Origin of the sequence: Nesterenkonia sp. LB17 (assembly GCF_022565915.1) — a bacterium.
Classification (GTDB): domain Bacteria; phylum Actinomycetota; class Actinomycetes; order Actinomycetales; family Micrococcaceae; genus Nesterenkonia.
Window position 1 is genome coordinate 717,845 of the sequence record NZ_JAJOYX010000002.1, and the last position, 18,669, is coordinate 736,513.

The 18,669-nt window shown below is 68.8% G+C and carries 18 protein-coding genes; 4 read left to right on the forward strand and 14 right to left on the reverse strand.

What is annotated here, in order from left to right; genetic code table 11:
- The first annotated feature begins 51 nt into the window (after nt 1-51).
- Nucleotides 52-906: an ADP-ribosylglycohydrolase family protein gene (locus LTH96_RS13290; protein WP_241464991.1), complete on the forward strand. Its 855-nt coding sequence runs from the start codon at nt 52-54 to the stop codon at nt 904-906.
- On the opposite strand, the gene LTH96_RS06975 is transcribed toward LTH96_RS13290, so the two are convergent.
- Genes LTH96_RS06975 through clpS form a run of 7 tightly spaced genes read right to left on the reverse strand, consistent with a single transcriptional unit; the run spans nt 890 to nt 6,177 of the window.
- Nucleotides 890-2,002 carry an exonuclease domain-containing protein gene (locus tag LTH96_RS06975; RefSeq protein ID WP_241464992.1) on the reverse strand — a complete coding sequence of 371 codons (1,113 nt, stop codon included), beginning with the start codon at nt 2,000-2,002 and terminating at the stop codon, nt 890-892. The two genes, LTH96_RS13290 and LTH96_RS06975, sit on opposite strands and share 17 nt — an antisense overlap.
- The gene (gene rdgB, locus LTH96_RS06980; protein WP_241464993.1) at nt 1,999-2,637 is read right to left on the reverse strand and encodes an RdgB/HAM1 family non-canonical purine NTP pyrophosphatase; all 639 of its coding nucleotides are present in this window, start codon (nt 2,635-2,637) and stop codon (nt 1,999-2,001) included. The genes LTH96_RS06975 and rdgB overlap by 4 nt, the downstream gene beginning before the upstream one ends.
- A complete protein-coding gene (rph, locus tag LTH96_RS06985) occupies nt 2,634-3,374 on the reverse strand; it encodes a ribonuclease PH (RefSeq protein WP_342357719.1) in 741 nt (246 codons plus the stop codon). Before rph ends, rdgB begins: the two co-directional genes overlap by 4 nt.
- On the reverse strand, nt 3,371-4,204 hold the full coding sequence (locus LTH96_RS06990) for an MBL fold metallo-hydrolase (protein ID WP_241464994.1): 834 nt from the start codon (nt 4,202-4,204) through the stop codon (nt 3,371-3,373). Before LTH96_RS06990 ends, rph begins: the two co-directional genes overlap by 4 nt.
- Nucleotides 4,205-4,222: 18 nt before the next feature.
- Nucleotides 4,223-5,125 carry a glutamate racemase gene (murI, locus tag LTH96_RS06995; protein ID WP_241464995.1) on the reverse strand — a complete coding sequence of 301 codons (903 nt, stop codon included), beginning with the start codon at nt 5,123-5,125 and terminating at the stop codon, nt 4,223-4,225.
- Nucleotides 5,122-5,862: a DUF2017 family protein gene (locus LTH96_RS07000; RefSeq protein WP_241464996.1), complete on the reverse strand. Its 741-nt coding sequence runs from the start codon at nt 5,860-5,862 to the stop codon at nt 5,122-5,124. Before LTH96_RS07000 ends, murI begins: the two co-directional genes overlap by 4 nt.
- Before the next feature lie 3 nt (nt 5,863-5,865).
- Nucleotides 5,866-6,177 (reverse strand): ATP-dependent Clp protease adapter ClpS, encoded by a 312-nt coding sequence (gene clpS, locus LTH96_RS07005; RefSeq protein ID WP_241464997.1) that lies wholly within the window; start codon nt 6,175-6,177, stop codon nt 5,866-5,868.
- A gap of 152 nt (nt 6,178-6,329) precedes the next feature.
- Here clpS and LTH96_RS07010 point away from each other — a divergent pair, with 152 nt between their 5' ends.
- On the forward strand, nt 6,330-7,589 hold the full coding sequence (locus tag LTH96_RS07010) for a nicotinate phosphoribosyltransferase (RefSeq protein WP_241465105.1): 1,260 nt from the start codon (nt 6,330-6,332) through the stop codon (nt 7,587-7,589).
- Nucleotides 7,590-7,756: 167 nt separating this feature from the next.
- Nucleotides 7,757-8,401: an isochorismatase family protein gene (locus LTH96_RS07015; protein WP_241464998.1), complete on the forward strand. Its 645-nt coding sequence runs from the start codon at nt 7,757-7,759 to the stop codon at nt 8,399-8,401.
- 48 nt (nt 8,402-8,449) lie between these two features.
- Here the strand turns inward: LTH96_RS07015 and LTH96_RS07020 are convergent, their stop codons facing one another.
- The 6 genes from LTH96_RS07020 to LTH96_RS07045 form a co-directional block, all read right to left on the reverse strand.
- Nucleotides 8,450-10,237 carry a DEAD/DEAH box helicase gene (locus LTH96_RS07020; protein ID WP_241464999.1) on the reverse strand — a complete coding sequence of 596 codons (1,788 nt, stop codon included), beginning with the start codon at nt 10,235-10,237 and terminating at the stop codon, nt 8,450-8,452.
- Between the two features lie 23 nt (nt 10,238-10,260).
- The gene (locus LTH96_RS07025) at nt 10,261-10,593 is read right to left on the reverse strand and encodes a DUF3039 domain-containing protein (protein WP_241465106.1); all 333 of its coding nucleotides are present in this window, start codon (nt 10,591-10,593) and stop codon (nt 10,261-10,263) included.
- Between the two features lie 187 nt (nt 10,594-10,780).
- Entirely contained in the window at nt 10,781-12,361 is a 1,581-nt protein-coding gene (locus LTH96_RS07030) for a transporter (protein ID WP_241465000.1), read from the reverse strand.
- Nucleotides 12,346-13,116: an ABC transporter ATP-binding protein gene (locus LTH96_RS07035; RefSeq protein ID WP_241465001.1), complete on the reverse strand. Its 771-nt coding sequence runs from the start codon at nt 13,114-13,116 to the stop codon at nt 12,346-12,348. The genes LTH96_RS07030 and LTH96_RS07035 overlap by 16 nt, the downstream gene beginning before the upstream one ends.
- Nucleotides 13,117-13,205: 89 nt before the next feature.
- Nucleotides 13,206-14,180 (reverse strand): tetratricopeptide repeat protein, encoded by a 975-nt coding sequence (locus tag LTH96_RS13295; protein WP_241465002.1) that lies wholly within the window; start codon nt 14,178-14,180, stop codon nt 13,206-13,208.
- A gap of 66 nt (nt 14,181-14,246) precedes the next feature.
- A complete protein-coding gene (locus LTH96_RS07045) occupies nt 14,247-16,391 on the reverse strand; it encodes a hypothetical protein (RefSeq protein ID WP_241465003.1) in 2,145 nt (714 codons plus the stop codon).
- 149 nt (nt 16,392-16,540) lie between these two features.
- On the opposite strand from LTH96_RS07045, the gene LTH96_RS07050 reads away from it, so the two are divergent.
- Nucleotides 16,541-17,833 (forward strand): AI-2E family transporter, encoded by a 1,293-nt coding sequence (locus LTH96_RS07050; RefSeq protein WP_241465004.1) that lies wholly within the window; start codon nt 16,541-16,543, stop codon nt 17,831-17,833.
- A 59-nt stretch (nt 17,834-17,892) separates the two neighbouring features.
- Here LTH96_RS07050 and LTH96_RS07055 read toward each other — a convergent pair whose 3' ends face one another.
- The gene (locus LTH96_RS07055; RefSeq protein ID WP_241465005.1) at nt 17,893-18,669 is read right to left on the reverse strand and encodes an alpha/beta hydrolase; all 777 of its coding nucleotides are present in this window, start codon (nt 18,667-18,669) and stop codon (nt 17,893-17,895) included.

An 18,669-nucleotide genomic window follows, 5' to 3' on the forward strand; every position in this document is an offset into this window, starting at 1 on the left:
CTGGCACGGACATGGCCGGATCACCACCCCGCAGGAGACTATTCTGGTCAGGTGGAGACCGCCGAGATACTTATCAGCCGCTTGCGCCCGGTGCTGGCCGCCGGCGTCGAACCCTCGAGACTGGGTGGCCCTGGCGATGCCGGCGTCCTGGCGGGCAGCCGGGGCGCTGCTGGACCGATCGTTCTGCACGCCGAGGTGCTGCACCAGCTCTGCACCGCCGATGGCCTCATGGAGCTGCTGGACTGGAGCCGCCAGGGACTCGGCGCTGACCCGCTGGCCTGCATGTGGCTCGGCTCGCTGCGCTGGTACCGTCTGATCACCGGGTCCTACCCCGAGAACGCCCCGCAGCCTCCGGCGCGCCCGTTGGATCAGGCGCTTCAGCGGCTGATCCTCCAAGGCATGTTCACCGCGCAGGCCGGCTCCGCCGCGACGAGCCTGCGCGGACTCGCCCACGGTCAGATGGCCTATCCCAGCGCCCCGGCGCAGCCAGAGTCCACCGATGCCACGGCGCTGCTGCGCGCGGTGCCGGTGGGTCTGGTCCCCTATATCGACGCCTCGATGCGGCGCGCCTGGGCGCGCCAGACCATGGCGCTCACGCACGGACATCCGGAGCTGACGCGCAAGGCCGAAGACCTGGCGGACCTGGTGCACCTGCTCGCCAGCGGCGCGCCCTCGGACGTTCTGCCCGACGCCGCGGCCGCGCGGCAGCAGAAGATCACCGCAGGTCTCGACGACGACGTCGCCGCCATCCTGGACCGTCAGCTCCTCGCCGCGGCGGGAGCTGCGCCCGCAGCGGCAGCCTCGGGCCCAGGCAGCTCTGGCTCCACCCGCCAGGAGGGTCAGAGCGTCTATGCCGTCATCGACGAGCTCGCGCGGGACTGGGAAGAGGTCACCCGCGCGCGCTGAGCGGCCGAGAAGCCTCGACAGCAGGCTGAGCATCCTCAGGGTCAGTCACGGCAGGAGAGCTCACCGGCCAGCGGGAGCCCAGCAGGGCGCGGAACTCCTCTTCGGCGATGAACCTCAGCGGCTGACCCTCGCGCTGTCGGCGCAGCGCCTCGCGCGCCTTGCTGCTGCGCAGCGGGAAGGACTCCTCAGGGGCGCTCAGCTCCCAGGGTTCGAATCCGTCCCCGACCACCAGCAGCGTGGTGCCCGCCGTGACCCGCGAAGCGGTGGCCGCGCCCAGGGCGGCGACCAGCTCCTTGGCCTCGGCACGCGGTATCGAGAGGTTCCCGGTGAAGGCCAGCTGCTGGGCGAACAGCGGATGGGCGGGATCAGCCACGGAGGACGGCGGGAGGTTCTTCCCCTCGTCCTGCCACCGCATCAGATCCGGCATATGCCGTGGCTGCGGGGCCGGCAGCCGGGCGTCGAAGAGGTGCGCCATGGTGCGCACCTGTCGGGTCGCCCGGGACTCCCGCGTCCGCGGGGCCTGCCAGGGCTCCATGGTGCGCGGGGCGATTCCGCTCTCCTGGAACAGCCGATCGGTGGCCCCGACGTTGCGCCGTGCGGCGATGTCGCAGACCACCGCCGCCGAGGCGCGCGCGTCGTCCAGCGCGTAGTGGTGCTGGGTGAGCTGGTAGCCGGCCTCTGCGGCCGCCTTGGGCAGCGCGTGCGAGGGGAGCTGGTAGTTCGCGCGGGAGAGTCGCACGGAGCACAGGCAGCTCAGACCCGGGGAATCGAGTCCGCTGACCTCCAGCGCGGCTTCGAAGACCTCGATGTCGAAGCCGGCGTTGTGGGCCACCAGCATGTCCTCACCGATGAATCCGTGGATGTCCTCGAAGAGCTCCCCGAAGCGTGGCGCCTGGGCCACCGCCTCCGCGGTGATCCCATGGATCGCGACATTGTGCGGATCGAAACGGTCGAAGCCCTCCGGCGGACGCATCGCGGAGTAGTAGGTGTCGACCTCCTCGCCGTCGCGGACCTTGACCAGCCCTATGGCGCAGGGCGAGCCGCGGAAGCCGTTGGCGGTCTCGAAGTCCACGGCCGTGAAGTTCAAGCCCCTCACTGCGTCAGCGCCTCCACGATGTGGCCGCGCAGCGCGGCGAAGGCGGTGCCTCGGTGGGAGATCGCGTTCTTCTCCGCCATGGAGAGCTCGGCGGCGCTGCGGGTCTCCCCCTCCGGCTGCAGGATCGGGTCATAGCCGAAGCCTCCCAGGCCCTGCGGCTCGCGCAGCAGCGTGCCCTCCAGCCGTCCGGTGGTGGTGAACTCTCTCGTCGGTCTGCCCTGGGCGTCGGGGATCACCAAGGAGGCGACGCAGACGAACGCCGCGCCCCGATGAGCTGGGGCGATGTCGGCGAGCTGTTCCAGCAGCAGCATGAGATTCGCCTCGTCCGAGGCTCGGGCGCCGGCCCACCGGGCAGAGAAGATTCCGGGGGCGCCGCCGAGGACGTCCACGGCGAGTCCTGAATCATCGGCGACGGCGGGCAGTCCGGTCTCGGCGGCCACCGCGCGCGCCTTCAGCAGCGAGTTCTGCTCAAAGGTGAGGCCCGTCTCCGGGACCTCGGCGCAGCCGGCGGTCGCAGCGTCGATGACAGCGGTGTCCAGGTCGAGGTCATCCAGCTGCGGACTGGAGCCGAGCAGGGCGCGGAATTCGCGGAGCTTCCCCTGGTTCCGGGTGGCCAGGACGATCCTCGCGGTCACTGGGCCAGCGCCTCCCGCTGCAGCTGGGCCAGCCTGTCGGTCCCGCCCAGGGCGAGGTCGAGCAGGCTGTCCAGCTCTGTGCGGTTGAACGGTGATCCCTCGGCGGTGCCCTGGATCTCCACGAAGTCTCCGGAGCCGGTGACCACGACGTTCATATCGGTGCCTGCGGTGGAGTCTTCCGCGTAGGGCAGGTCGAGCACGGACTGGCCGTCGGGGAGCACGCCGACCGAGATCGCCGCGACGGAGTCCTTGAGCACCTCGGCGCGCTTGGACACGTGGCCCTGTTGGCGCGCCCATTCCACCGCGTCGGCCAGCGCCACGTAGGCCCCGGTGATCGCGGCGGTGCGGGTGCCGCCGTCGGCCTGGAGCACGTCGCAGTCCAGGGTGATCATGTTCTCCCCCAGGGCCTTGGTGTCCACGACCGCCCGCAGCGAGCGGCCGATGAGTCGGGAGATCTCATGGGTGCGCCCACCGATCTTTCCCTTCACGGATTCGCGTCCGGAGCGGGTGTTCGTGGCGCGGGGCAGCATCGCGTACTCGGCGGTGACCCACCCTTCGCCCTTCCCCTTGAGCCAGCGCGGCACATTGGACTCGAAGGAGGCGGTGCACAGCACCCGGGTGCCGCCGAACTCGATCAGCGCCGACCCTTCGGCGTGGGCGTTCCAGTTTCGGGTGATGATGACCGGGCGCAGCTCATCGGCTGCGCGTCCGTCGGTCCGCAGGGTGGTGATAGTCACTGCTCACTCTCTCCGTGGTGGTGGGGCGTGCTGGCACCGATCTCATAGGTGACACCGGCGACGGCGACCGCGAGGTCGCCTGCGTATTGTTCTCGTGCTTTGGCCAACAGGACCCGCTGGGAGGTCCAGACCGGGATATGGGTCAGCAGCAGCCGTCCCACCCCCGCCGATCGCGCCATGACTCCGGCGCGGTGGCCGTTCAGGTGCACTCCCTCGATGTGGTCGTCGCGGCCATCCTCGAAGGCGGCCTCGCAGAGGAACACGTCAGCGTCCTGGGCTGCTTCGACCAGTCCATCACAGGCGTCGGTGTCACCGGAGTAGGTCAGCGTATGCGCACGGGCATCGGCCGAGGCCTCGGCTGCTATGTCGATCCGCAGCGCGTAGGCCTCCTCGATCGGGTGGCGCACCGGCACCGGGGTGATCGTGAACGGTCCGATGGTCTCGGCCTGCCGGGGCCGCCAGGTCCTGAAGTCGAAGTCGGGATGCATCCCGGGATTGGGATCCATCCCGTAGGCGCTGGCGATCCGCTGGTCTGTGGTGGAGGGTCCGTAGACGGGCACATGCCTGCCCGGCCAGCCCCCGGGCCGCCAACGGATGGCCACGTGGAGCCCACACAGGTCCATGAAGTGGTCCGGGTGTAGATGGGAGAGGCACACGGCGTCGATGTCCTCCAGCGCCAGGTGCTGCTGGAGCTTGCCCAGGGCCCCATTGCCCAGGTCCACGACGACGCGCCAGGTCCGGCCCTGATACTGGGCGGTCAACAGGTAGCACGAGGCCGGAGACTCCGGGCCGGGGAAAGACCCGCTGCACCCGATGATGGTGAGTTTCATATGGTGCGTAGCTCCACTTCAGTCATCCTGCGCTCCGGTCAGCATAGCGGGAGTGATGCGTCGGATCATGCCGGTGGGATAGGTCTCTCGGACGTGGTCGACCTGCCGCACTGCGAGCACCTCGGGGCCCAGGAAGCGCCGGGCGAGCAGCGCGAACGCCTCCGCGTCCCCGGTGGAGAGAAAGATGTGTTCCTTCGACGCGGCGGTCCCCGGTGCGTCGAGAGCCGGCGGGCGCTGGAGGTCCTGGCGGGTGAGCGCCCGGTAGAGATCCTTGGCGGTCTCCTCTGCGGAGGACACCAGTGTGACCTCCTCCCCCATCACGAAGGAGATCACGCCGGTGAGCAGCGGGTAGTGCGTGCAGCCGAGCACGAGCGTGTCGACGCCGGCGGCCTTCAGCGGCGCGAGATACTCCTGCGCCGCGTCGAGCAGCTCGTCCCCGGTGGTGACGCCGCGTTCGACGAACTCGACGAAGCGCGGAGCGGCCGCGGTGGTGATCTGCAGCGCCGGGGCGGCGGCAAAGGTGTCCTCGTAGGCCCGTGAGCTCACGGTGGCGGAGGTGCCGATGACCCCGATGCGTCCGTTGCGGGTGGCCGAGACGGCGCGTCGCACCGCGGGCTGGATCACCTCGATCACCGGGATCCCGTGACGATCGGTATAACGTTCGCGGGCATCGCGCAGCACCGCGGCTGAGGCGGAGTTGCACGCGATGACCAGGGCCTTGACCCCGGACTCGACGAGTGAGTCCATGACTCCCAGCGCATGGGCGCGGACCCGGGCGATGGGCAACGGTCCATAGGGACCGTGGGCGGTGTCACCGAGGTAGGTGATCGACTCCCCCGGCAGCTGGTCCAGGACCGCGCGGGCCACGGTCAGCCCGCCGACCCCGGAATCAAAGATCCCCACCGGAGCGGAGGCGTTCATGGAGCAGATGTCCCGGCACCGCCGCTCGCGTCGGGGTCTGCCTCGTCGGCGTTCTCATCGTCGTCGGCGGTCCCGCGCTCCGGCAGGAACTCGGTCATCGCGCTGAACAGGGTCTCCTGGAGCCAGGTGATGAAGGTGTAGATCTCGGCCATGAAGGCGTCGGTGTCCTTGGCGCTCGACCCGACCGCGAGGTCATGCACCCGCTCGGCGTCCTCGGCGCTGTGCAGCTGGAGCCGGCTGGCCAGGGTCAGCCGCAGATCGTTCAGCGCCCGGCCGAAGACCGGGGCGACGTCGTCGTCGATGCTGATCGGAGTGCTCTCGAGCAGCATCCGAGCGGTGCGCAGATCCGCGATCTTGGCCCCGCGCAGCGAGTTCTCACTGAGTCGACGGAAGTGGCCGGCCTCCTCCGGATCGGTGGAGGCATCGGGCAGGAGCCGCCGCAGCACGTCATCTTCGGGCGGTGCCAGCGGCTCCTCCCCGCCGAGACCCGCGAGCTCGGCCCGGAAGTGCGCGAAGGCGGGATCCTCGGCCGCGGATCCCGGCCCAGCCGGCGACCCAGACCCAGCCGGCGACGCGGACCCGTCCGGGGCTGCGGCCTCGTCCGCTGGATCAGCCTCGTCCTCGCGGCTCTCCAGAAGCTGGATCACATCGGCGCAGAGCGAGCTGAGCAGGCGGCGCTCATGCTGTTCGAGATCGGCGCGGTATCCCTTGGTGGTGGCGCGAAAAGCTGTCGCCACGGGTTACTCGGCCTCTTCCAGGGTCGCCTGCAGACCGTACTGGTGCATGGCCGTGACGTCCTGCTCGGCCTTCTCCCGCGGACCGTGGGAGACCACGGCGCGGCCCTCCTCGTGCACCTGCATCATCAGTTTCTCCGCGCGCGACTTGGAATGACCGAAGTAGCTGCGGAAGACCCAGCTGACATAGGTCATCAGGTTGACCGGGTCGTTCCAGACGACCACCTGGTAGGGGCGCGCCGCAGAGAGGAGCTGGGAGAACTCGGAATCGAGGCCAGTCTCCTCACGGCTGAGCGTGGATCCTTCGGCTGAACTCATGCTGAGTATTCTACGCTGGGACCGTGCCACCTGAATCTGCCTCCGCCCAGCCCGACGCTGCCCGCGCCACCGCGGCCTCCGCCACGCCCGCCGTCCGCTCCAGACCGACGGCGCCCTCCACCGCGCTGCTCACCGATCAGTACGAGCTGACCATGGTCCAAGCCGCGCTGGCCTCCGGGGCCGCTGGGCGGCGCTGCGTCTTCGAAGTCTTCACCCGCCATCTTCCCGCGGGCCGACGCTACGGCGTGGTGGGGGGCACCGGGCGCATGCTCGAGGGCCTCGCCCAGTTCCGCTTCGGCAGTGCCGAGATCGACTGGCTGCGTGACCGCGGCATCGTCGACGAGACCACGCTGGAGTTCTTGGCGGACTACCGGTTCTCCGGTGATGTCCACGGCTACGCCGAGGGAGAGATCTTCATGCCGGACTCCCCGGTGCTGCGCGTGGAGGCGAGCTTCGCCGAGGCCTGCCTGCTGGAGACCTACGTGCTCTCGGTGCTCAACCACGACTCGGCCATCGCGTCGGCGGCCTCGCGGATGACGGTCGCCGCCGGGGACCGGCCGTGTGTGGAGATGGGATCGCGACGCACCCAGGAGTTCAGCGCCGTGGCCGCGGCCCGGGCGGCCGCGATCGCCGGCTTCACCGCCACCTCGAACCTCGAGGCCGGGCGCCGATGGGGCCTGCCCACCCTGGGCACTGCGGCCCACGCCTTCACGCTGCTCCACGATTCGGAGGAGGAGGCCTTCGAAGCCCAGGTGCGAGCCTTCGGACCGGGCACCACGTTATTGGTGGACACCTACGACGTACAGACAGCGGTGCGCCGCGCCGTGAGCATCGCCGGGCCGGAGCTGGGCGCGGTCCGGCTGGACTCCGGGGACCTGGTCGAGCAGGCCGGCGAGGTCCGGGCGCTGCTGGACTCGCTGGGAAACACCCGTACCAAGATCATCGTCTCCTCCGATCTGGACGAACATGCCATCGCGCGGCTGCAGTCGGCTCCGGTGGACTCCTACGGGGTGGGCACGAAGCTGGTCACCGGCGGCGGCTCCCCCACGGCCGCGATGGTCTACAAGCTGGTGCAGCGCACCGACGACGACGGCGAGCCCGTCTCCGTGGCGAAGACCGCCCCCGGCAAGTCGAGCCTGGGCGGGGTCAAGCAGGCGGTGCGCAGCTTCGATGAGTCCGGCCGTGCCGACGCGGAGCTGATCGGGGTCGGCGCCGCGCCGCAGACCCATGGCCAGCGCACCCGCGAGCTGATGGTGCCGCTGGTCCGCGCCGGCGAGGTCGCACCCGAACATGTCGGGCAGGCCGGCGTGGCCGATGCGCGTCGGCGTCACGCGGCATCGCTCGCCGAACTCCCGCCCGCAGCGCAGCGGCTGCAGCATGGGGACCCGGTCCTGCCCACGATCTTCAGCTGATCGCCGGCAGGTCAGCAGCGTCGCCCGAGCCGCCGCCGACCGCGCACTGGTCTTCAAGGAGTTCGACCTCGCCGAGGCCGGGTAGAACCAGTAACGTGGTGGGTGTGCTGCTGTGAGTACCTCGCGTCGCACACCCATACCCGGAGCTTTCCGACCAGGAGGACGTAGTGGCCCAGGCGCTGATCATTGTCGATGTGCAGCAGGACTTCTGTGAGGGCGGGACGCTTGCGGTCGCGGGCGGCGCGCAGGTCGCCAGCGAGATCAGCGAATTTCTGGAGGACAGCTACGCCGAGTTCGACGCGATCCTCACGACGCAGGACTGGCACATCGATCCCGGACCTCACTTCTCCGACACCCCGGACTTCAAGGTGAGCTGGCCCGAGCACTGCGTGGCTGGCACCCCCGGGGCCGAGCTTCATCCGAATCTCGACACCGAACACGTCGATGCGCGCTTCCTCAAGGGCCTCTACTCCGACGGCTACTCAGGATTCGAGGGCCTGGAGGGTGATCCCGAGAAGGTGGGCAGCCTGGAGGGCGAGAACGGCTCCAAGGTCGGTCCCGCAGCTGCCATCACCGAGGGTTCAGCAGATCTCCACGCCTGGCTCCGCGCCCAGGACATCGACGCGGTGACCATCGTCGGCATCGCCACCGATCACTGCGTGCGGGCCACCGTGCTCGACGCGGTGGAGAACGACTTCCAGGTCCGCATCATCCGGGAGCTCACCGTGGGCGTCAGCGACGACTCGGTCGAACAGGCCTATGCCGAGTTCGACGCCGCCGAGGTCGAGGTCGTCAGCCTCGAGGACCTCTGAGAAGGAAACTCTGGCCAGGGGCAGCCGAGTCACAGGCCTCTCGCTCGGCTACTTCCGCCCGACGAACCACATCTGGATCTTCTTGAGCCGCTCCTCGAGCTGAACCTGTGTGGCCTGGCCCACCGCGGGTCCCCCGCAGGCGTCGCGGAGCTTGGTGTGGATGCTGCCCTGATGCATGCCGGTCTTCGCCGCATAGGCCGAGACCGACTTGTTCAGCGTGGCGCGCAGCGTCTTGAGCTGCCGGTGGTCCACCACCGGCTCCGCCGACGCCGCGGCGGCGGGTTTGCGGCGCAGCTGGTCCGCCTGGTGCTGGCGCAGCAGCGTGGAGACCTGCTCGGGCTCCAGCAGACCGGGGATCCCTAAGAAGTCCAGCTCCTCCTCGGAGCCCATGGCGCCACCGAGGCCGAACTCGGCGCCGTCGAAGAGGACCTTGTCGAAGGAGGCGTTGGAATGCAGCGCGGCGAACTCGCCGCGCTCGAGCTGATCTGAGCCACGCTCCTCCTTGTTGGCGGCATCGAGCAGCTCATCGTCGAGGCCCTCCTCGGAGTCCTGCGCCGCGGCGCGCGGGACGTCCAGCGCGTGGTCGCGCTCCTGCTCCATCTCATTGGCCAGGGTGGTCAGCACCGGCACCGAAGGCAGGAAGACCGACGCCACCTCCGCCTTCTTGCGCAGCCGCACGAAGCGCCCGACCGCCTGGGCGAAGAACAGCGGGGTCGAGGTGGAGGTGGCATAGACGCCCACGCAGAGCCGCGGCACGTCAACACCTTCGGAGACCATCCGCACGGCGACCATCCACAGCTTGGAGGGGTCATCGGAGAACTTCTCGATCTGGTTCGAGGCGCCCTTGTCATCGGAGAGGACCACGGTGGTCTTCTGCCCGGTCAGCTCGTCGAGCTGGGCGGCGTAGGCGCGGGCGGTCTCATGGTCGGTCGCGATGACCAGTCCGCCGGCGTCGTCGATCTTGTCTCGGACCTTCAGCAGCCGCTGATGCGCGGCCTTGAGCACCGAAGGGATCCACTCCCCTTCCGGGTTCAGCGCGGTGCGCCAGGCATGGTTGGTGATGTCTTTGGTGGCGGCGGCCCCGAGCTGGGCCTCCATCTCTTCCCCGGCGGAGGTCCGCCAGCGCATGTTCCCGGAATAGGCCATGAAGACGACGGGACGCACCACCCGGTCCTTCAGCGCCGGACCGTAGTTATAGGCGTAGTCCGCCTTGGATCGGCGCACCCCGGCGCCGTCCTCCACGTACTCCACGAAGGGGATCGGTGAGGTGTCGGAGCGGAACGGGGTGCCGGTGAGCGCCAGCCGCCGCACGGCGGGATCGAAGGCCTCCCGCACGCCGTCGCCCCAGGAGAGCGCGTCACCGGCATGGTGGATCTCGTCGAAGATGACCAGGGTGCGACCGGCCTCGGTCTTGTTTCGGTGCAGCGCGGGCTTGTTCGCCACCTGCGAGTAGGTCACGACGACGCCGATGTACTGGCGGCCATGGCGGCCGTCGGAGTTCTTGAAGTTCGGATCCAGGGCCAGACCCACGCGCCCGGCGGCATCGGCCCACTGCCGCTTCAGGTGCTCGGTGGGCGCGACCACGTAGATCCGGTTCACCTCACCGGATTCCACCAGCAGCTTCGCCACTCGCAACGCGAAGGTGGTCTTGCCCGCACCGGGGGTCGCGACGGCGAGGAAGTCCTTGGGCCGCTTCTGGATGTAGAGGTCGAGGGCCTCCTGCTGCCATTGGCGCAGGGTTCCCGCGGTGCCGTGGGCGGCACGGTGCGGATAGACCGGGGGTAGTGATCTGCCGACATCGGTGCCGACGTCGAAAAGCGTCTCAGACTGCTCCACTGTGTGCTTGGCTCAGCGCAGGTTCAGCTGCGGCCGAAGCCGAAGAAGCCGCGCTTGCCGCCGGAGTCCCCGCCGGACTCGCCGTCCCCGTCTCCGCCGCCCATCATCTCTTCGTAGATCTCTTTGCACTCCGGGCACACGGGGAACTTCTTGGGATCCCGCGACGGGATCCAGACCTTGCCGCAGAGCGCCACCACGGCGCCGCCCTCGAGGGCGGACTCCATGATGCGGTTCTTGTTCACGTAATGGGCGAAGCGCTCGTGATCACCGGGCTCGGAGAGCTGCTCCTGGTGCTCGCGCTCGATGGTGGCGGCTCCACCGGGTGCCGGCGCGGCGGCCGGATCAGCGGTGTGCATGCCAAACCGGGCGGGGGCGGGCTGGAGTCCGTTGTCATTGACCATCATGGGTCCTAGTCTAGCGAGCCTGCGAGAGCAGATCATCCCCGCGCGACGCGGTGTCAGCCCATCTGCTTCGCCTCCGCCGCCGCTGCTCCGAGCTCGCTGCAGCACCGGACCCGCCGCTCTGGGCCCGATCCGCGGCGCCTCAGTATTGGCTGACCTGCTGAAAGAGCTCCGGCTGACTGCGATCATAGACCCGCGCCCCGAGATGCACGCCGATCCAGACCAGCGCCAGACCCTTGAGGACCGATCCGATCCCTAGCACCCAGGCCAGCCATTGAGCGTCGCTGACCATCCAGATGATGACCAGGATCACCTCCGGCAGCATCAGCACCAGGGTCGCGATGAGCATGCCCAGCTGAACGATCATCAACCGGCCGGTGGAGCCCGAGGGCTGACTCAGCGGACCGTCCCCGGGCTTGGGGACGGGATAGGTGAAGCGGGCCGAGATCAGACAGGAGAGTCCGGCGGCGCTGAGCAGCATGCCGACACTCGCACCCACCAGCGCGGCTGCGGTGCCCGGTTCGGCGAACATCACCGCCGGGATCAGCGCCGCGAGCACCGTGGCCGGCAGGCCGAAGGCCAGCAGCCCGACCAGGCGTCCCACCCGGTCCGCCATGCCGGAGACGCCGCTGGTGATGTGCAGCGCGAAGGCGGAGTGGTCGTAGGAGATGTCCGCGGAGATCGCGAAGCCCAGGCTGAAGCCGAAGATCGGTCCCAGTGCGAGCAGCACCCAGGGCGCCTCGAGCTGGAAGTACATGACCACCGCGAGTACCACCAGTGCCGGCAGGACGACCAGGGTCCCGCCGTAGCGGGCGTCCTTGAGCCAATAGGTGCTGGCCCTCGCGGCCACCGCACCCCAGGGCGTGGCGGGGAAGCGTGCGAAGATCCCGAGTCCCTTCGCACTCCTGGACCCGGAGGAGCTCGGCACGGTGGGCTGTTCGGTGATCTTCACCAGGGCGGCTCGGATGACCACGAGGGCGACGGCCACCGTCGCTGCCAGGATCCCCAGCCGCAGCGTGAATGAGCCCCAGTGACCGGCCGCCGCGTCGGCAGGCAGAGCGGCCCCGGCGCCCAGCGGAGTCAGTGCGAGGAAGTTCACCACGGCGGGCAGCGCGTCGGCCAGCGACGCGAAGGCGCTCTGCAGCCCGACCATGATCGGGTAGAGCAGCACCATCAGGCTCAGCGCCAGCACGGCGAGGAAGTCCCGGGACCGGCGCCCGCTGAGCCAGGCGCTGATCGAGGTGGTCACTGCCTGGGAGACCAGGCTGTAGGTGATCAGCAGCAGCGGCAGCGTGATCGCCGCCGTCACGGCGGCCGCGGCGTCCCAGCGCCAGTGCAGCACCTGTCCGATCAGCCAGATCAGGGTGAGCACCGCTCCGATCGAGATCAGCCCGGTCAGCGCCAGCCCCAGGATCAGTCCCCGCCGGGGGATGCCGAAGGTGACGAACTGACGCGGGTTCATCGCGGCGTCGGCCCCTGAGATGAACACCGGGATGATCAGCCAGAGCAGGAAGACCGCCGAGCCCATCAGCACGCTGGCGGTGTGGACGAACTCCGGGTCGGCGACGTCGGCGCTGCCCTCCATCACCTGGAGCGCGAAGACCATCCCCACCATGCCCAGGCCGTAGAGCCCGGCGAAGACCGTGCCCAGGATGTGCCAGCCTGATCGGTTGAACCCGTTGAAGGTCAGATCCTTCTTGAGGCGTATCAGAGCTGCAACCATTCGAGCTCCTGATCTCCGCCTTCGAGTCCGACCAGCTCCACGAAGCGCGCCTCGAGGTCCGAACCATTGCGGACCTCCTCCAGGGTTCCCGAGGCCAGCAGCCGCCCCTCGGCGATGATCCCGACGTGGGAACACATCCGTTGGACGAGATCCATGACGTGGCTCGAGAGGATCACCGTGCCCCCGGAGGCGACGTAGGACTCCAGCAGGCCGCGGATCGTGCGCGCGGAGACCGGGTCCACGGCCTCGAAGGGCTCATCGAGCACCAGAAGCTCCGGTGCATGGACCATCGCCGAGGCCAGTGCGATCTTCTTGGTCATCCCGGCGGAGTAGTCCTGGACGAGTCTGCCCCGGGCATCTTCAAGACCGAGCACCCGCAGCAGGTCAGCGGTGCGAGATTCGACGGTGTCACGGTCCATCCCGCGAAGCAGCCCGGCGTAGGTCACCAGCTGCGCACCGGTGAGCTTGTCGAAGAGCATGACGCCGTCCGCGAGCACTCCCATGGAGCCTTTGGCCTCCTGGGGCTGCACCCAGACGTCGATGCCCACGACTTCTGCGCTGCCGGCATCGGGTCGCATCAGGCCCGTCGCCATGGACAGGGTGGTGGTCTTTCCCGCACCGTTGGGGCCGACGAACCCGTAGAAGGATCCGCGCGGCACGTCCAGGTGCAGATCCTCCACCGCGGGGGTCTGTCCGAATCTCTTGTTCAGGCCGCGCAGTCTCAGTGCGGGCGTGCTGACGCTGGCTGAATGCATGGACCGAGACTACCGAGCCCAGCTCAGCGGCGCCTCCGCCCTGAGAAGGACATCTCCTGACTCTTCGAGCGGGGTCGAGACGAGGCCTTCTAGAAGAGGGCGCGGGCGAGCTGCCTGCGCGAGGCGGAGACGCGGGGATCGGTGTCACCGGTGATGGAGTAGAGCTCGACCAGGTGAGCCCGTGCCGTCTCTCGATCATCACCGAAATGGGTCTGGATGAAGCGCACCAGGCGCGAGAAGCCATCTTCCACGTGACCGCCCAGCACGTCGAGGTCGGCGACGGCGATCTGTGCGGTGACATCGTCGGGGTTCGCGGCCGCGGCCTCACGGGCTGCGGCGAGATCGGCTCCGGTGGTCCGCTGCAGCAGCTTCACCTGGGCCAGGCCGATCTTGGCGTCCTCATCGTCGGGCTTCTCCTTGATGGCCTGCTCGTAGGCCTTCGCCGCAGCGGCGTAGTCGCTGTTCTCCAGAGCATCGAGCGCCTCCTGATGCAGCGGCGGCAGCTCCGGCTCCGCCGGGGGCTCCTGGCCCTCCACGACTCGGGTGGACTGCGCGGGAAGCTTCTGTGTCATGCCATTCTGGGTGGCCATCTGCACCATCTGCGTCACCAGCTGGGAAAGCTGCTCGGTAGGCACCGAGGCGTCGAACTCCCCGACCGGACGGCCGCCGATGAAGGCAGTGGCCACCGGGACCTGATCGGCGCTCTGGGCCAGCTCCGGGTGCGCGGAGGAGTCGATCTCGGCGAGCAGCAGGCGACCCTGCTGGGCGTCGACGAGGTCCTCCAGGGTGGACTTCATAGTCGCCGAGGCCGCGTCGGTGCCGTGGATGAGCACGATCACCGGAGCCTGCGAGGAGAGCTCCACCACCTGCTGCAGCTGCTGCGGCTGCACCTGGATGGCCCAGCTGTTGGGCGCTCCCGGTGCAGCCTGAGCGGCTGGGGCCTGACCCGCCGGGGCGGCGGGCGCGGACGCCCCGGGCGCACCGTCGGAGGCGAATCCGGAGAGATCCACTGCCCCCCTGGCGTCGACCCGTCGGGACTGGGGTTCCTGGGCGGAATCGGTCACAGAAGCGCTCCTTGCACGTCGGGGTCCATCATGGTGGTCCTGCAGATCGATCTCCGGCTGCGGAGATCAGTCGAGTACGTTGACCTCATTCACAATATCGTGGACTCCGAGCACGACGACCCGCTCGCCGTCCTCGGCCGGGATGTGCAGGATCATCGATTCACGATTGACGATGTCGACGTCGTCCGTGGTGGAATCGGTGCCCGCCAGATCCGCGGTCACGCCGGTGAGGTTGATCGAGGCGCCGTCCTCGGGTCGCAGCTGCGTGGTGGAGTCGAAGCTGCCCACTGCGATCACCGAACCATCAGGCAGACGCATCGCGGTGCTGCCCTCGCCGATGAACGGCCGGGTGTAGGAGATGCTCAGGTCCTCGGCGCTCTCGCTGAGCTCTTCCTGGTACGCCTGGAGGTCCTCGATGTAGGCGTTCTCCTCCACACTCATCCCGAAGTAGTACTCGCTGTTGTTCAGGAAGACGGCGACGCGCTCCATGGCGTGGTTGGCGGCGAACCGAGCTTCCTCGGCGTCGGGATCCACAGGCTCCACACCGCCGTCCTCGGCCGCGATGGCCGGGAACTCCGTGCCGGGGACCATCAGCACCGCCTGAATGAGCTCATAGTTCTCCCGAGGTGAAGCCTGCTCGATGACCAGCACCTGCGGGATCTCGGCCTCGGCGTCCTGGGTGATGACCACCGCTTGACGCGGGAAGTCGGTGCCGGAGGTCACCGCGGCGCTGAGGATCTCGGTGCCGATGGCGTCCGCGGTGACATCCTCGTCCATCTCGTGGTTCCGGTAGGTCAGTTCACGGACCTGCGCCGCATTTCCCGAAACTCGTGGCGAGAGCATCTCGGCATCGAACTCGGCGTCGGCCGCCGCGGTCTGCTCCGCGATGTCATCGACGATCCCCTGCAGCTGGGATTGGAGCAGCACCGAATATCCGGCGCCCTCGCCATCTTCTGCCTCAACCTCTTCTGCTTCGACCTCCTCGGTCTGCGCCGACTCGTCCTCGGCGGGGTCTTGAGCGGGATTCTCCGCATCGGCCATGAGCGCAGCAGGGCTCAGCGCCAGCGCAAAGGCCGCGGCAGTGGCCACCGAGCGGCTGCGCCAGGTGCGGCCTTCCTCGGTATCGTCCTCGGTGTCATCCTCGGTGTCATCCTCGGTGTCATCCTCGGTCGCTTCGGGAGCGGTCGGCTCCGGTCCCACCGGGTCGATGATGCCGGTGGCATCGGGATCCACCGGATCGGCTCCTCCGGCTGAGTCGGTGCGGGCAGTTTCGGTGCCGGCTGCGGCGGAGTCTTCGTCCTTGAGCGCCTCCGGGTCGTAGGTGCTCTCGGTGGTGGAGACCGAACCGAGGACCCCGGTCAGCTCTTCTTCGGAGGGATCGACGTGCTGGGGAGCCTCAGGGTGAGGGCTTTCGTGGGGCCCTTCGGTCTGGTTCATATCATCCTCGACTGTGGTGGTATCCGTGGCGCCAGCACCGGTTGCGGCAGCGGCACCGGTCGCGGCGGTGGCACCGGTCGCGGCGGTGGCACCGGTCGCAGCGCCCGCGGCGGGACCACCGACCCGGGTGGTCCCGGGGTCGGTCTCGGGGCTGCGGTCGCGGCGACGGGTGGCGAGTGCGCGGTAGAGCAGGAAGATGCCCACCAGGATGACCAGCGCGCCGAGCACGATCAGCACCGTGCCGAGCAGGCTCTCTTCCTCTTCGGGAAGCTCCACTGTGACGGCGCTGGGAGCGGGCTCCTCGCCGTCGCGGAAGATCAGCAGGCTCCACTCGCCGCTGTCATCGGGTGCGCTCCAGCGGTAGCGAAGATCACCCTCGGTGGTCTCGCTGGCGGCCCAGAGGTCAGAGCCGCTCGGATCCGGCACCGTGGTCTCACCCTCGGTGAACTGCGTCTCGATGGTGGACGGGGCATCATCCTCGCCCTCCTGCACCGCTCCGATGGTGACGTGCGCGGCGTCGCCGACCCAGGCCTCGATGTCCTGGGTGCGCGCCAGTGCGATGGTGTACTCACCCTCGGCGCTGATGGTGAACTCGTCGCGCTCCGCCTGAGGGTCGATCAGGTCTTCACTGATCACGGTCAGCGGGGCATCCTCCACCTCCTCGGTCTGCGCGGTGGGAACCTCGTCGGAGGCCCAGACGGTGAGCAGCCCCACTCCGATGCCCGCCATAAGCAGACCCAGGATGAAAGCGATGATGGAAGCGGGGAGACGCACGGGTGAGGAGTCCTTGATCGGAGGAGGAGGCGGTGGTTCAACCTCTTAGAATACCGAACATAACAATAGGATCACAGTCTGGGCGCCCGCTGGACGGATTTCCGCCAGACCATGGTGTCCCATGGACGGCGCGTGGCTAAGCTGACCCCGTGACAGAGTCCGAGCATGATCCTCAGGAGCTGGGCCCCGACGGGCAGTCCGGCAGCGGCGAACAGGACCGCTCAGCCGCTCCCCGTCGACGCCTGTTCGGCCGTGGACCCTCGAGACGTCGTCCGCGCGGCCTGCAGTACCGCATGCGCATGATTCGGTCAGCCCGTGCGCTCAAACCACCGGCGGCGCTTCCCGAGTTCGACCGATATGGCCTGCCCCCGGTCTCGGCGGAGTCCACGCAGAACGCCGCCGCCCCCTACGCGTCGCGCCCGATCTACACCGGATTCATGCTCGCCCTGGGCGTCGGCCTCGCGCTGTTGGTCTTCTTCGTGGCCCAGGCCAACACGCAGCTGCTGTTGTGGATCACCGCCGCGCTGTTCATCGCCATCGGCCTCGATCCGGTGGTGCGCAGCCTGGAACGGGCAGGCCTGCCGCGGCCCGCGGGGGTGGCTGTCACGATCACGGCATTCCTCGCCGTCGTGGCGACATTCATCGCGGCTCTCGCCCCGATGGTGACGGAGCAGACGTCCACCTTCGTGCGCTCGCTGCCGGTGCTGGTCAACAACATCTCCGGCTCTGAGTGGTTCCGGAGCGTCGAAGATGAGTTCCAGGTGCAACAGATCATCGACACCGAGGTCAACCGGTTCATCTCCGACCCCACGAACATCACCAATGCCCTCGGCGGGCTCTTCGGAGTCGGGACGGCGATCCTGACCACCGGACTCGGCACGCTGGTGGTGTTCGTGCTGGCGATCTATTTCCTGGCCTCACTGCCGGTGATGACCGCATGGGCCTACCGTCTCGCACCGCGCTCGAACCGCGGCCGGGTCCAGCACCTCGGGGATCGGATCCTGGACGGGGTCGGCCACTACGTGATCGGTCAGGCCGGTGTCGCGGTGCTCAACGGGCTTGTCGCATTCCTCGCGATCAGCATCGCCGGCGTGCCCTTCGGCGTGCTCTTCGCAGTGGTGGCCGGAGTGCTGGCCTTCATCCCCCTGGTGGGGCCGGTCACCGGCGGCACGATCGTGACCCTGGTCGCCCTGACGGTGGACTGGCAGACCGCCGCAACCTTCGCCGCCATCTACTTCGTGTACCTGCAGGTCGAGGCGTACTTCGTCTCGCCGCGCATCATGGCCCGCGCGGTGCGGATCCCCGCCGCCGTCGTCGTGATCTCGGTCATCGCCGGCGGCACGCTGCTCGGGGTGCTCGGGGCTCTCATGGCGATCCCGACCGCCGCCGCGGTGATGCTGCTGACCCGCGAGGTCCTGATCCGCCGCCAGGACGCCCGCTAGCCCGGAACCCAGTCAGGCCGCGCGGCGCAGCGCAGACCGGTCGGTCGCGCGGCGCAGCGCTACTCCGAGGCCATCGGCCCGGTCCAGGTGGTCGGCAGATCCGCGGTCACGCCCAGGACGGTGGACGCGATGTCCTCGAGCACCAGGCGGGAATACCGCTCCCCCACCCAGAGGTGCTTGGCACCCTCGACGCCGCGCAGCTGAGCCTGGGTGATCGGGGCGAAGCGCTGCCGCGCCTCCGCAGGTTTGAGGAAGTCATCAAGCTCGGGCACCAGGATGCGCAGCGGGCGCCCATCCTCGTTCCAGGCCTCCAGGTGTGCCGGCTCGGCGCGGTGCAGCGGAGGCGAGAGCAGGATCGCGCCTTCCGTCTCCGAGCGTGCGGGCTCGTCGGTGCCATATTTGAGCACCAGCTCGGTGCCGAAGGACCAGCCGAGCATCCAGCGGTGGGGCAGTTCGCGCTGCGCGGCGAACCGGATCGCGGCGGCCATGTCGAGTCGCTCCTCGACACCTCCGGAGAATTCCCCCTCCGAGGTCCCGCGCGGTGAGCTGGTGCCACGGGTGTTGAAGCGCAGCACCGCGATGTCTGCCAGTGCAGGGAGCCGGTAGGAGGCCTTCTTGTAGATGTGGGAGTCCATGAACCCGCCGTGGGTGGGCAGCGGGTGGAAGGTCACCAGAGTCGCCTCGGGCCGAGCATGCAGGGGCAGCGCCAGCTCACCGACCAGGGTCAGCCCGTCCTCGGTCTGCAGCGTGATCTCCTCACGCCGCGCCGGCAGCACCGACTTGGGTCCCAGCTCCTCGTCGTGGACCTCGGTGTATTCAAATCTCTGAGCAGACAT